The sequence below is a fragment of the Kitasatospora sp. NBC_01539 genome (genome assembly GCF_045040525.1).
Classification (GTDB): Bacteria; Actinomycetota; Actinomycetes; order Streptomycetales; family Streptomycetaceae; genus Kitasatospora.
The window spans coordinates 7,087,907-7,100,951 of record NZ_CP109390.1 but is presented as its reverse complement, the minus strand read 5'-3'; the positions used below and the strand labels follow the sequence as shown (position 1 = coordinate 7,100,951).

The window sequence follows — 13,045 nt, the reverse complement described above, 5'->3', positions numbered from 1 at the left end:
CCCGCCGGTGTCCCTGGCGAAGGTGAAGGGCGTCAGATCGAGGCCGACCAGCGGATTTCGCGGGCCGGCGGCGGTGCTCCGGGACGTTGCGGTGCTCATGGTCCTCCCGAGGGTGAGGACGGCTGGTCCTCCCGAGAGTGAGGACGGCGCAGGGGCGATACCGCCCATCGCGGCGGCCGGTGCGGGGAGCAGCCGGGCCCTGCTGATCCGCACCCCGGCAGGGTGAGGCGCGGCTCGGTCGTGCTGCCCATACTCGGTTCCATGAACAAGCACGGGCAGCTCGCCGACTTCCTCCAGGCACGCCGGGGCCTCCTGCGTCCCGAGGACATCGGGTTGCAGACCTACGGCGAGCGGCGCCGGGTGCCGGGACTGCGGCGGGAGGAGCTGGCGATGCTCGCGGGCATCAGCTCGCCGTACTACGCCCGGCTTGAGCAGGGCCGGTCGCGCAACGCCTCGCGCGAAGTGCTCGACGCCATCGCGACTGCCCTGCGCCTGGACGAGTCCGAGCGGACCCATCTGCACGAACTCGCCCGTGCGCCGGAGCGGGGCAGAGCCACACCCCGTCCCCGTCCCGAGCGCGTCACCCCGGCCACCGCCGCGTTGCTGGCGGCTCTCGAAGGCACACCCGCCATCGTCGTGGGCCGCCGTGGTGACGTTCTGGCCTGGAACACGCAGGGCCACGCGTTGTTCGCCGGCCACTTCGACCGGGGCGGTCCCGCCGAACCGGGCCGTCGGCCGAACATGGCGAAGCTGGTGTTCCTCGACGCTCACACCCGGGACCTCTATGCCGACTGGCCCGCCAAGGCCAGGGCCGTGGTCGGCAACCTGCGCCTCACCGCCGGCCGGTACCCGGAGGATCCTCTGCTGGCCGGGCTGGTCGGTGAGCTGACCATGCGCAGCCCGGAGTTCGCGGCCATGTGGGCCGATCACCGGATCCTGGCCTGCGATGTCGCCGATTACGAGATGCACCACCCCACGGTCGGGACCCTGACCGTCACCCAGCAGACGCTCCAGAGTCCGCAGGGAACCGGACCCGCCGTGGTGATCGCCACGGCCGCCCCGGGATCCCCCTCCGCGACAGCCCTCAGCCTCCTCGCCCAGGCCTGCGGGCCGAGCGAGGCGGTCCGGCCCCGCAGGGGCGCCGGCTCCCGTCCCTCCTGACCCGAGAAGCCCCCTCTCCAGCACCTGCCGGGCTCCGCACACCCCCGACACCCCCTGGCTGCGGCATGCCCGCATGCTGGAAAACAGAGAAGGAACCCATGCTCAAGCGAAGCAGCCTCGTCGCAACAGCCGCGGCGACGGTCGCAGCGGCCATCGCCGTGGCCCTCCCCGCCCACGCCGCCCACGCCGCCCCGACGGCCAAGGAACCCCTGGGCCACGTCCGGATCACCCATCACTTCGACCTGGCCGCGGGCCAGATGCCGGAGAACATCGCCCTGCTGCCCGACGGCACGGCCGACGTGACGTTCGCCGGCAGCCGCCAGATCGCCCGGATCACCCCTGGGGGCGGCACCCGCATCCTGGCGACCCTGCCCGCGCCCGCCGACGGCGGAGTCAGGACCCCTGTCCTCGGATTCCCCCTGGCCACCGGCATCGTCCAGGCCGCGGACGGAAGCACGTACGCGCTGTACGCGACCGGCACCGCCGACCTGACCGGCCTGTGGCGGCTGGCACCCGGCCGGGCACCGGAGCGCATCGCCGCACTGCCCCCGGACGGCCTGCCCAACGGCCTGGCGCTGGACCCGCACAGCAAGCAGCTCTACATCACCGACTCGGTGCTCGGCACCGTGTGGACCGTCCCCCTCTCCGGGGGCCGGCCCACCGCCTGGTCGACTGCGCCCGAGCTCGCTCCGACCGGCTTCCTCGGAGCCAACGGCGCGAAGGTGCACGACGGCGCGCTCTGGGTGACCAACCTCGACAAGGGCACCCTCGTCCGCATCCCGATCCGTCACGGAAACCGGGCGGGAGTGCCGCAGGTGAGGGCGTCCGGCCTGGCCGGTATCGACGACTTCGCCTTCACCGGCCGCGGCAACGAGGTGCTCGCCGCCCTCAACGCCCCCAACGAGGTCGTGCTCATCCGGCCCGACGGCACCCACAGCACCGTTCTGAACGCCGACGACGGACTCCAGAACCCCACCTCCGTCGCACTGCGCGGCAAGGAGGTGTACGTCCTCAACGCCGCCTACACCACGGCCGAGGACCCCAACCTCCTGCTCGCCCGCCTGCCCGGCCGCCACCGCTGAAAGACCGCTGAAGACCTTGTCGTGGCCTCCCGTCCCTGCCCCGCTGCCGCCGCTCGACCGGGCACCGGGCCGACACCGCAGATGCCGGCCGCCCGTCGCCGCGAGGATCGACGGGCGGCCGGCCCTGGCCCGGCGGGGCGTGTCGCCCGGGTCACACGGCGTCGTGCGCCGTCCGCGGTTCGGCGTGCTCCGCGACGCCGAGTGCAGCGAGCAACTGCTCCCGGAACTCGGCGAGGCGCGGGTCCCGGTAGGACCGCGGGTGGTCGAGGTCGATGGTCAGGTCCAGGCTGAAGCGGCCTTCGTCGAGCACCAGAACGCGGTCGGCCAGCACGATCGCCTCGTCCACGTCGTGGGTGACGAGAAGCACCGAGGGCCTGTGCCGCTCCCACAGTTCGCGGAGCAGGGTGTGCATCTTGATCCTGGTCAGCGCGTCGAGGGCGCCGAACGGCTCGTCGGCCAGCAGCAGTTCAGGTTCCCGGACCAGGGAACGGGCGAGTGCCGCCCGCTGCTGCTCGCCGCCGGACAGCTCACTGGGCCAGGCCCGTTCGCGGCCGGCCAGGCCGACCTCGGCCAGGGCCGCGCGGCCGCGTTCGGCGGGGTCCTTGCCCTGGACACCGAGCAGGACGTTGTCGAGCACTCGGCGCCAGGGCAGCAGCCGGGAGTCCTGGAAGACGACCGAGATGCGCTGCGGCGCCTCCAACTCGCCGGAGCCGGTGACCTCGTGGTCCAGGTCGGCGATGGCCCGCAGCAGGGTGCTCTTGCCCGAGCCGCTGTGTCCGAGCAGTGCGACGAACTGCCCAGGGGGGATGTCCAGATCGATCCCGTCCAGGACGACGCGCTCGGCGAAGCCCCGCGTCAGCCCGCTGATCCGGACCGCGGGTGGGGTCAGCCGTTCAACGAGCGCCGCCATGACAGCACCCTCCGTTCCAGGATGCGGACGATGGAGTCCGAGACGAAGCCGAAGATCCCGTAGATCAGCAGGCCGAGCACGATCACGTCGGTCTGGCCGTAGTTCTGCGCCTGGAACATCATGTAGCCCAGGCCGCTGGTGGAGTTGATCTGCTCCAGCACGACCAGCGAGAGCCACGAGCCGGTCACGCCCAGCCGGAGCCCGACGAAGAATCCGGGCAGTGCGCCGGGGATGACGATCTGCCGGACGAACTGCGGTCGGCTGAGCCCGAGCACCTCGGCGAGCTGGACGAAGCGCTGGTCGATGCCGGACAGCGCCGAGTACAGGTTGAGGTAGATCGGGATGTAGACCACGATCGTGATGATCGCGACCTTGAAGGTCTCCCCGATACCGAGCCAGAGGATGAACAGCGGGATCACACCGAGCGTCGGGACCGCCCGGTTGATCTGGACCGAGCCGTCGATGAGGGCTTCGCCGATCCGGCTGAGCCCGGCCAGCAGTGCCAGCACGACACCGAGGGTCAGGCCGATGGCGAATCCCTGGGTGGCGCGCCACAGCGAATCCGCGATGTCGGTGGCCAGCGGCCCGTCCGTCCATCGCTGGACGCCGGTCTGCACAACCGTCCAGGGCGCGGGCAGGACCCGTGGGTCGAGCACACCGGCCAGGCTTGCGATCGACCAGACCAGCGCCAGTGCCGCGGGCCCCAGCAGGCGGGCGTAGGGGAGGCGACGGCCCGGACCGAGACGCCTGAGCCGTCGGGGTCCGGGCCCGGTCGGGGTACCGGCGGCGGTCCCGGAAGAGGCGGAACCGGAAGAGGCGGAGGACGGAGCGGAGGAGGACGGAGCGGCGGCAGACGGAGCGGCGGCGGGCGGCGCGAGTGCCGCGGAGGCGGTGTCGGTCATGGAGCTCAACTCCGGTACTCTGCCGCGACGGCGCCGGCCGCGATCGACTCGAAGCGGCGGTCGAACAGCGCGTCGGCCTTGAAGGGCTTGACGAAGCCGCCCTCAGCGAGCAGGTCGGCCGTCTCCTGCTCCCAGGCGAGGGCCTCGTCCCAGGTCGGCGGGAACAGCGGCTTGTTGGTCAGCGCGGTGATGCCCTTGGCCTGCTCCAGCGTGATGTTCTGGGTCTTGACGTAGTACTCCTGGTTCCAGGTGTCCGGGTTCTCGTACACCCAGACCAGGCCCTTGGCCCAGAGCGGGATGTACGCGGCGACGGCCGCCGCCTTCCCGGGGTCGGCCAGGACCGAGGACGGCGCCCACAGGACGTTGAGCAGGTCCACGACGTCGGTGGTGATGGTGTGCGCGCCGTCCGAGCCGTACCGGGACAGGTAGGCGGGCACCTGGGAGATGGCGAGTGGGGCGATGTCCACCTGGCCGGCCTGGAGCGCGGTGAGGAACTGGTTGCTGGTCAGCGGGACGAGGGTGACGTCGGAGGCCTTCAGCCCCGCCTTCTTCAGGGCGCGCAGCAGCACGACGCCCTGGGCCTGGCCCTGCGAGAACGCCAGCTTCCTGCCCCGGAAGTCGGCGGCCGACCGGATGTCGCTGTGCGGCTTGGTCGCGAACACGTAGGTGGGCTTGCGGGTCAGTGCCACGGCCACGATCCGGGCGTCGAAGCCCTGGTAGTGGGCCTGGATCGGCGGGATCCCCGCGTTGTTGGCCACATCGAGGGAGTGGGCGCGGAAGGCGTTGATGACGTCCGGGCCGGCTCCGATGTTCGGCCACGCGGAGGCGGTGAAGGGAAGGTGGTCCAGGAGCCCGGCGAGCTTGAGCTGGAGTTCCTGGGCGCCGGTCGCCGAGGCAATGCTCAGTGCGGTGCCGGACGGCACCGCACTCGGCAGTGGTGCGGACGTCGACAGCGCGGGCCCGTTCGCGGCGGCACTCGCGCAGGCACTCAGCCCGAGGGCGGCGCCCGTCCCGAGCAGGGCCTGCAGGAAGAGTCGGCGGTTCGGGCCGGAGGTGGACGTCGATCTGTAGCTCGGCACGTGAAGGTCCTTAGGTACGGTCGGCACACGTGACCACCGCGCGGCGGCGCGGTGAAACACGTACGGTGCTCGGGAATTCGCCGACGGCCGTGCAGCCCTCGGGCTGAAGGGGCGCACGACGGCAGCAGGATGTGGGTGCAGGCGAAAGGCGCCGGTTGTCAGGGGGAAACGCCCCGCAGATGGGTCGACGCCGTGCCGGAGAATCCGGACGACAGAGCCGGAGACGAGCCTGGCGGAGCCAGGTCAGGCGGAATTACGCCGACAGCGGCGGTTACATCGCACGGCGCCGATGCCGGCGCGTCGCGCCCGCTCACCGAGATGCCGAATCGATTCCATGCCCGGACTTTAACCAGACCGACTTCGGCCCTGCAATGTTTGTTCCAGACGTGAAATCAATTCCCCCCACCGCGGTCCGCGGCTGCGACCGCCAGGGCCGCGCGGGGCGGACACGCCGGAGCGGTGGAGATGTTCCGGGAACGGGCGAGGCCGGCACGACGGGCCGCCGGACGTCCTCGGTCCGGAGGTGCTGGTGGTCGTCGGGCCGGGGACGGTGCCGGCTGCCGCACGTGCCCGGTGGAACCCGGATCGGAGGCCGAGGCGCGTTCCCGGGTGTGCGAGGAGCCGGAACGGACGGTACCGACGGGCAGTTTCGCGGCAGGAGTGCTGCCGGGGGCGCGGTGGTGCCCGACTCGCCGTACGCCGACCCGACGGGCATGTCGGCGAGGCTATCCGACGTGTCGTGGCGGCGAAACCGAGTTAATTCAGAGGGTTAAATTGTTGACGGACGCCGAACGCAGTGGCAAGGATGGATTCATGACCGACCGGCGGCACGGAATCCAGGAAGCGCCCGCAGAGCGCTCCTGTCGAGTCCGCTGTCAGGCGTGACCGGCCGCCACCTTCGGGTCAATTCCCTGTGAATTCCCTGTAACCGCGCATTGCGCGTCCGCGCGGCCCGGCATGCCGCCTTCCGGCCCGTTCCGTCCCCTTCACCCACAGGAGTCGTGATGACTGCTGATCTTTCGACGTACGCACAGCCGGGCGCCGCCCCGGACCGCTTCAGACAGGTGTTCCGGCGCTATCCGGCGGGCGTCGTGGTGCTCACGCTCGACGCCGGCCGGGGACCGGTCGGCTTCACCGCCACCTCGCTCGCCTCGCTGTCGCTCGACCCTCCGCTGGTCTCCTTCTCGGTCTCCGAGACCTCGTCCAGCTGGCCGCACGTCAGAGACTCCGACACCCTCGTGGTGAACTTCCTCGGGGCCGAACAGGAAGCGGTGGCACGGCGGTTCGCGACCAGCGGCATCGACCGCTTCGCCGAGCCGACCCGCTGGCGGCGGCTGCCCGACGGTGGTCCGGTGCTCGACGACGTGTCGGGGTGGCTGCGGCTCCGGGTGGAGAACGTGGTCCCGGCCGCCGGCCACCGCATCGTGATCGGCCGGGTCGAGGACTCCTGGCTCTCCCCCACGCCCAGCCCGCTGGTCTACCACGACGGCCGTTACCACTCGCTGGAGAACCCGGCAGACGGAGGGACATCATGACCGACAACGACGACCGCTCGCTCCACCTCAACGCGTTCCTGATGAACGTCGGCCATCACGAGGCGGCCTGGCGGCTGCCCGAGAGCAACGTGCTGGCCACCACCGACGTCGAGCACTGGAAGAACCTGGCCAGGATCGCCGAACGCGGCAAGCTGGACTCGCTGTTCCTCGCGGACGCCCCCGTCCAGTGGGGCGACCCCGGCCGACGGCCGAGCGGGCAGCTGGAACCGACCGTGCTGCTGACCGCCCTCGCCGGGGCGACCAGCCGTATCGGACTCATCGCCACCGCGTCGACCAGCTACAACGAGCCGTACAACCTGGCCCGCCGGTTCGCCTCGCTGGACCACGTCAGCGGCGGACGGGCCGGCTGGAACATCGTCACCACAGCGGGAGCCGAGGCGGCGCGCAACTTCGGCCTCGACGACACCCCGCTGCACCGGGACCGCTACGAGCGGGCCGCGGAGTTCGTCGAGGTGTCCACCCGGCTCTGGGACAGCTGGGCCGACGACGCGATCGTCGGAGACCGCGAGCGCGGTGTCCACGCCGAGGCCGACCGGGTGTTCGCCGCCGACCACGTCGGCAAGTACTTCAAGGTGGCCGGAGCGCTGAACGTGCCCCGCTCACCGCAGGGTTACCCGCTGCTGGTGCAGGCCGGATCGAGCGAGAACGGCAAGGAATTCGCCGCCCGGTACGCCGAGGCGGTGTTCACCGCGCAGCAGACCTTCGAGGAGGCCCTCGCCTTCTACCAGGACCTCAAGGCGCGCGTGCGGAGTGCCGGCCGCGACCCGGGCAGGGTGCTGATCCTGCCCGGCATCGTGCCGGTGATCGGCGACACCGAGGCCGAAGCCCTGGAGCTGGAGGCCGGACTGGAGCGGCTGATCCTCCCCGAGTACGCCAGGCAGCAGCTGGCGAGGTTCCTCGGCCTCGATCCCGAACAGCTCGACCTGGACGCCGAGTTGCCGCCGAACCTGCCCGGCGAGGACGAGATCGAGGACTCCAAGAGCCGTTTCACCCTGATCGTGGAACTGGCCCGGCGCGAGAAGCTGACCGTTCGCCGGCTGATCGGACGGCTCGGCGGTGGACGCGGCCATCGGACCTTCGCCGGTACGGCGGTTCAGGTCGCGGACACCATCGAGCACTGGTTCACCAACGGCGCGGCGGACGGCTTCAACATCATGCCGGCCGTGCTGCCGTCCGGCCTCGAAGTGTTCGTCGACCGGGTGGTGCCGATCCTCCAGGAGCGCGGGCTGTTCCGCACCGAGTACACCGGCCGCACCCTGCGCGAGCACTACGGCCTGCCCCGGCCGGAGAACCGGATCACCGCCGCCGCACGGCAGCCGGCGGTCTCCCGGTGACGACTCCCCCGCTGCCGGCAGGGGCCTGACGGCCGCACCGGACGGCCCTGCCCGGGTGGCCGTCCTGCCCGGGTGGCCGTCCGGTGCCGCCGGAATCTCCGTCCGCCGTCCTGCCACGACAGATGGCCCGAAGCCGGCCGGGTTCCTGCCAAGCGGTGCCGATCCGCGTCTGCCTCGTGCGGGAAGACCGCCCGGCCACCTCCCGTGCCGCACCCGGTGGGCCGAGGCCCGCACATCCGGTCAGGCCGTCGTCATGGCGGATTCGATGCTGCGGTGCCGGGCGGCGCCGTGCGCGAAATCGGGTACCGCTGACGTGCCCTCGCGCAGGTCGTCCAGGAACTGCTGGTAGGCGTGAGCGACCGCGTAGACCGGCGCGTCGGCTCGGGGGTCCAGTTGCGGGACGCGAACGTACGATTCCGGCACCGTCAGGGGGGCGAGTCCGGGGGACGTTCCGCGGCCGCCTTCGAGGGTGACCGGGCTGAGCTGGAGATGACCGACCGGGGCGGTGAGGACGAGGTCGCCCTCGGTGCCGTTGATCTCCCAGCGGAAGTTGGTGCCCCGCGACATGCCTCCGCGGTAGTGGAAGGTGACCACCGCGCCGCCCGGCAGCCGTCCCGAGGCCACCACCTGGTCCGCGGCGGTCATGGGCACGGGCTGTCCGCTCTCGGTGTCCACGGCCGACGTACGCCGCGACGCCAGGTGGATCCGCAGTTCCTCGGGCTCTCCCAGGACGGACGCGAGACCGTCGAGGGTATGGCTGAAGGGAATGGTCAGCAGTGTCGCGCCGCTGGCGGCGTCGAGCACATAGTGATCACCGGGGCCGACGGTGGCGCCCCAGGCACCGCCGGAACCGACGACCGTCGTGGACAGCACCTCCCCCACGTAGCCGTCGGCCACGAGATCCCGTGCACGGGCGAGGGCCGGGTGCGACCGCGCCTGGAGTCCGACGACGGTCGGCACGGCGCGGCGGCGCGCTTGCCGCGCCATGTCCTCGGCCTCCGCGAGCCCGTTGCCCAGCGGCCACTCGCACAGCACGCTCTTGCCCGCGCTCAGCGCCGCCCGCACCAGTTCCCGGTGGTGCGGCACCTTCACCGCCACGACCACGAGGTCCACCTCGTCGCAGGCGGCCAGTTCGGCCGCCGTCCCGAAGGTGCGAGAGACACCGTGCCTCTGCCCGGAGAGCTCCGCCGACTCTTTCGAACTCGTGCTCAGGGCCTTCAACTCGTAACCCGCGACGGCGCGCAGAGCCGGCAGGTGAGATCGCTCGGCCCAACTACCGTGCGCCCCGAGTCCGATGATCCCCACTCCGATCGGCTTCTCGGACCGGACCAGCTCGGTGAGCAGTGATGTGGATGTGTTCACGATTTTCAGCCTGTCCTCTGTGCAGATGGAACCGGCGCCCCTCACAGGGGCAGGAGACCCGCGCCCGGTGGGTGCGGGATCGGAGTGCGTGGGATCGGAGTGCGTGGGATCGCAGTGCGTGGGCCGGCGGGTGACGCCGCAGATGGGCGTGAGGGACACGGTGGTGTCGCAGGCGCCCCGGAACTTCTGGCCCGTTTCACCGGGCATGCCGACGGAGACCATGTCGGTGGAGGCCGCGAAGTCCGGCCGGCCGTCGGCGGTCAGTTCCGTGCGCTGACAGACGGATTCGGGGCGCGCTCGCTGTCCAGCAGAGCCATCAGGGGTGCGGCGTAGCGGGTTCCAGCCACTGCATCGGCCGGGACGGCCTCGTCGATCGTGCGGAGGTCCGCGTCGGTCAGGGCGACGTCGGCCGCGGCCAGGGCCTCCGCGATGCGGTGGGGTCGGCGGGCGCCCAGGATGCCCACGATGGTGCCGCGCTCACGGCTCTGGGCGATGACCCAGGCGGTGGCGAGTTGCGCCACGCTGATGCCGCGCGCGTCGGCGAGCGGTCGCAGCCGTTCGACGAGGGTGAGGTTCGTGGCGAGGTTGTCGGGGTGGAAGCGGGGCAGCCAGTGGGCGCGCGGGTCGTCTCCGGCGGGTTGCCGGTGGGCGCCGGTGAGCAGGCCGTGTGCGAGGATCCCGTAGGCGGTGACGCCGATCCCCAGCTCGCGGCAGGTGTCCAGGATGCCGTTGGCCTCGGGATCACGGCTGAACAGGGAGTATTCGATCTGCACATCGCAGATCGGGTGCACGGCGTGGGCACGGCGGATGGTCTCAGGCCCCACCTCGGAGAGCCCGACGTGCCGCACGTACCCGGCCTGGACCAGCTCGGAGATGGCGCCGACCGTGTCCTCGATCGGGGTGTCGGGGGCGAGGCGGGCGGGGCGGTAGATGTCGACGTGGTCGGTGCCGAGGCGGCGCAGCGAGTAGGCGAGCGCGTTCTTCACGTGGGCGGGGCGGCCCTCGATGCCGACGAAGGATCCGTCGGGGCCGCGCAGACCGCCGAACTTGACACTCAGCAGCGCCTTTTCGCGATCGCCGGCGCGCAGGGCGCGGCGGATGAGGTCCTCGTTGTGACCCATGCCGTAGAAGTCGGCGGTGTCGAGGAGGGTGACGCCCGCGTCGAGGGCCGCGTGGATCGTGGCGATGGCGTCGGCATCGTCGGCGGGGGCGGTGTGGTCGGACATGCCGGCGCAGCCCAGCGCGAGAGTGGGGACCTGCGGGCCGCCGGTTCCGAGGGGTCGGGTTTGCACGGTGCCTCCTGCGGGGCGAGATGGGTGGACGCGACCGACAGGGGGCTGCTGAGGGCGCATCCACCTGTTAGCGTTGACATCTCAACACTAAGAAGAGGCGCGTTGATATGTCAACATCCAATGGAGGGGCCGCCGCACCGGACGAGGCCGTGACCGACGCCGCGTACGAGCCCGTCGACTTCTGGAGCGCCTTCAAGCGCGCCCACGAGGTCGTCCGAGCCCGCGTGATCGCGGACACCGCCGAGGCGGCGGGCCTGTCCGAACCGGACCTGACGATCCTCGCCAACCTCAACAAGGCGGGAGGCAGCCTGCGCCAGAGCGAGCTCGCCGCGTCACTCGGCTGGGACCGCACCCGCATCTCCCACCAGCTCACCCGCATGGGCAAGCGCGGACTCGTCGCCCGCGAACGCGCCGGCGGTGTCACCGTCACCCTCACCGACACCGGACGCGCGGCCATCACCGCCGTACACCCCGGCCTGGACACCGCCGTACGCCGCCACCTCACCGACAGGCTCTCCGCGCAGGAGATCGAAACGCTGAGTTCCCTGTTCCGCCGGCTGTAGGCGCCGGAACAGGGCCGGCCCGGCCAACGGCTCCGTCTCACATGCGCCGGCGACGGAGGGCACGTCAGCCGCGCGTGGACGTCGTGATCCGGTCGGCATCCCGTGGACGGTCGACGACCTGCCGCGAACCGCCGTGCCCGCCGCCGGTCCCGCTCCCGCAGAGTCCCGGCCGCACTGTCGGGACGGCGCTGTCGGGACGGCATGTCAGAATCCCGCGTGTGGTCGAGAACACGGGGATGAACACCTATCAGCGGTTGGCCGTCCGGCTGCACGAGCTCGGCATGATCACCCGTCGGAAGGCGGACGAGGCGGTCACGTGCACCGCCGACTGGGGCGAGCCCCGACCGGACCGGCGCAGCGAGGGGCTGGCCGGGGTACTCGAGGTGTGCGAGGTGGCCCTGCAGGTCCACGGCGAGGACGTCGACTTCGCGGAGGACGCCTACACCGGTATCCTCGAAAGCGCGGAGCGGATGACCGGCGGTGCGGTGACCGTCACAGACGTGGGGCTGGTCGGTGCGATCGGCTCGCCCCGGACCCTCGGCTTCAAGGTCAACGGCGAGCCGAAGTCCTGGTGGATCGAGCAGGAGTCCGACGACTACCTCGACCTGGACGCCGTTCGGGAGGGCATCCGCGACCTCGTCCCGGGCGGTGGCGACCCCCGGGTCTTCCACCGCGTCCCCGGCAGGGGCGTCTGCGCCGACGACCACTACCTGCTGGCCACCCCCGGGCAGGCGGCGGCGCTGCGCGACGCGGAAGATTTCAAGTCCAGTGAGACGGTCGTGAGGCTATGAGGTTTGTGGTGCGGGCTCGCGGCGCTTGGCGGGGTCGTTGATCCACGCCGTCGGCGGGATCTCGGGTGGTCTGGGGCGGCGGCCGAAGCGTTCGGGGTGGTGTGCGTAGGCCTGGGCGAGGGTGACGGCCCGCTGGTCGCGGATCTCCTCGGCGGTGCCGAAGTGGACGCTGGCGGGCGTGTGAAGTGCGATGCCCGAGTGCCGGTGTTCGTGGTTGTAGTACGAGATGAAGGCGTCGAACCATTCGCGGGCGTGGGCCAGGGAGTCGAACCGCTCGGGATAGTCGGCCATGTACTTGGTGGTCTTGAACTGTGCCTCGCTGTAGGGGTTGTCGTTGGAGACCCTGGGGCGTGAGTGGCTCCGGGTGACGCCGAGATCGATCAGCAGCTGGGAGACCTTCTTGGAGGTCATGGAGGTGCCGCGGTCGGCGTGCACGGTCTCGGGGACGATGCCGTTGCGCGCGATGGTCTCGCGGATCAGCTCCTCGGCCCGTTCGGCTGATTCGGCCGCCTCGACGGTGTGGCCGACGATGTAGCGGCTGAAGATGTCGATGATGACGTAGGCGTGGTACCAGATGCCCTTGCCGGGGCCGGCTGCTTTGGTGATGTCCCAGGTGAACACCTGGGATGGGCCGTCGGCGACGAGTTCGGGCACTGTCTTGGCCGGGTGGGTGGCCTGGCGGCGGCGCTCACCGGACTGCCCCCGTTCGCGCAGGATCCGGTACATCGTGGAGACCGAGCAGTGGTAGCGCCCGGTGTCCAGTTCACGGGCCCAGATCTGCGCGGGCGGCAGCTCGGCGTACTCGGGGCTGTTCATCAACGCCAGTACCGCATCACGCTCTTCGGCTGTCAGGGCCGACGGCTGGACCTGCGGGGACCTGGGCTGGCGCGCGGGCGGCGGCTTCAGCCTGCGGTAGTGGGTGGCCCGGGAGCGGCCGGTCAGCCGGCACGCTGCCGTGATGCCCAGCTCGTGTTCGACGGCGGTGAAGGCCTCGTCCACGACGGGATCGGCGG

The 13,045-nt window shown here is 71.3% G+C and carries 12 protein-coding genes; 6 read left to right on the top strand and 6 right to left on the bottom strand.

From position 1 onward, the window contains the following. The first annotated feature begins 261 nt into the window (after positions 1-261). Together OG335_RS30840 and OG335_RS30835 are read left to right on the top strand one after the other, a co-directional pair. Positions 262-1,161, top strand: a complete 900-nt coding sequence (locus OG335_RS30840; RefSeq protein ID WP_405014413.1) for a helix-turn-helix domain-containing protein — start codon at positions 262-264, stop codon at positions 1,159-1,161. Between the two features lie 98 nt (positions 1,162-1,259). Then, entirely contained in the window at positions 1,260-2,243 is a 984-nt protein-coding gene (locus tag OG335_RS30835) for a hypothetical protein (RefSeq protein ID WP_405014412.1), read from the top strand. Positions 2,244-2,394: 151 nt separating this feature from the next. On the opposite strand, the gene OG335_RS30830 is transcribed toward OG335_RS30835, so the two are convergent. The 3 genes from OG335_RS30830 to OG335_RS30820 are packed head-to-tail and all read right to left on the bottom strand — an operon-like array spanning position 2,395 to position 5,134. Next, entirely contained in the window at positions 2,395-3,153 is a 759-nt protein-coding gene (locus OG335_RS30830; RefSeq protein ID WP_405014411.1) for an ABC transporter ATP-binding protein, read from the bottom strand. After that, a complete protein-coding gene (locus tag OG335_RS30825) occupies positions 3,129-4,055 on the bottom strand; it encodes an ABC transporter permease (protein WP_405014410.1) in 927 nt (308 codons plus the stop codon). Before OG335_RS30825 ends, OG335_RS30830 begins: the two co-directional genes overlap by 25 nt. Before the next feature lie 5 nt (positions 4,056-4,060). Next, entirely contained in the window at positions 4,061-5,134 is a 1,074-nt protein-coding gene (locus OG335_RS30820) for an ABC transporter substrate-binding protein (RefSeq protein WP_405014409.1), read from the bottom strand. A 1,004-nt stretch (positions 5,135-6,138) separates the two neighbouring features. On the opposite strand from OG335_RS30820, the gene OG335_RS30815 reads away from it, so the two are divergent. Both OG335_RS30815 and OG335_RS30810 read left to right on the top strand, forming a co-directional pair. Further along, entirely contained in the window at positions 6,139-6,669 is a 531-nt protein-coding gene (locus OG335_RS30815) for a flavin reductase family protein (RefSeq protein ID WP_405014408.1), read from the top strand. Further along, entirely contained in the window at positions 6,666-8,024 is a 1,359-nt protein-coding gene (locus OG335_RS30810) for an LLM class flavin-dependent oxidoreductase (RefSeq protein ID WP_405014407.1), read from the top strand. Before OG335_RS30815 ends, OG335_RS30810 begins: the two co-directional genes overlap by 4 nt. Before the next feature lie 240 nt (positions 8,025-8,264). Here OG335_RS30810 and OG335_RS30805 read toward each other — a convergent pair whose 3' ends face one another. Both OG335_RS30805 and OG335_RS30800 read right to left on the bottom strand, forming a co-directional pair. Then, positions 8,265-9,386, bottom strand: a complete 1,122-nt coding sequence (locus tag OG335_RS30805) for a Gfo/Idh/MocA family protein (RefSeq protein ID WP_405014406.1) — start codon at positions 9,384-9,386, stop codon at positions 8,265-8,267. 260 nt (positions 9,387-9,646) lie between these two features. Next, complete coding sequence (locus OG335_RS30800; protein WP_405014405.1) at positions 9,647-10,678, bottom strand: aldo/keto reductase; 1,032 nt, start codon at positions 10,676-10,678, stop codon at positions 9,647-9,649. 107 nt (positions 10,679-10,785) lie between these two features. Here OG335_RS30800 and OG335_RS30795 point away from each other — a divergent pair, with 107 nt between their 5' ends. Beyond that, positions 10,786-11,241 (top strand): MarR family winged helix-turn-helix transcriptional regulator, encoded by a 456-nt coding sequence (locus OG335_RS30795; protein ID WP_405014404.1) that lies wholly within the window; start codon positions 10,786-10,788, stop codon positions 11,239-11,241. Positions 11,242-11,459: 218 nt separating this feature from the next. Then, a complete protein-coding gene (locus tag OG335_RS30790) occupies positions 11,460-12,032 on the top strand; it encodes a hypothetical protein (protein ID WP_405014403.1) in 573 nt (190 codons plus the stop codon). On the opposite strand, the gene OG335_RS30785 is transcribed toward OG335_RS30790, so the two are convergent. Then, complete coding sequence (locus tag OG335_RS30785) at positions 12,027-13,031, bottom strand: IS3 family transposase (protein ID WP_405009724.1); 1,005 nt, start codon at positions 13,029-13,031, stop codon at positions 12,027-12,029. The genes OG335_RS30790 and OG335_RS30785 overlap by 6 nt on opposite strands. Positions 13,032-13,045: the final 14 nt, after the last annotated feature.

Bases quoted from the DNA above. Each gene is read 5' to 3' on its own strand.
- OG335_RS30825 (WP_405014410.1), bottom strand. From the start codon at position 4,055: ATGACCGACACCGCCTCCGCGGCACTCGCGCCGCCCGCCGCCGCTCCG.
- OG335_RS30840 (WP_405014413.1), top strand. From the start codon at position 262: ATGAACAAGCACGGGCAGCTCGCCGACTTCCTCCAGGCACGCCGGGGC.
- OG335_RS30815 (WP_405014408.1), top strand. From the start codon at position 6,139: ATGACTGCTGATCTTTCGACGTACGCACAGCCGGGCGCCGCCCCGGAC.
- OG335_RS30835 (WP_405014412.1), top strand. From the start codon at position 1,260: ATGCTCAAGCGAAGCAGCCTCGTCGCAACAGCCGCGGCGACGGTCGCA.
- OG335_RS30810 (WP_405014407.1), top strand. From the start codon at position 6,666: ATGACCGACAACGACGACCGCTCGCTCCACCTCAACGCGTTCCTGATG.
- OG335_RS30795 (WP_405014404.1), top strand. From the start codon at position 10,786: ATGTCAACATCCAATGGAGGGGCCGCCGCACCGGACGAGGCCGTGACC.
- OG335_RS30830 (WP_405014411.1), bottom strand. From the start codon at position 3,153: ATGGCGGCGCTCGTTGAACGGCTGACCCCACCCGCGGTCCGGATCAGC.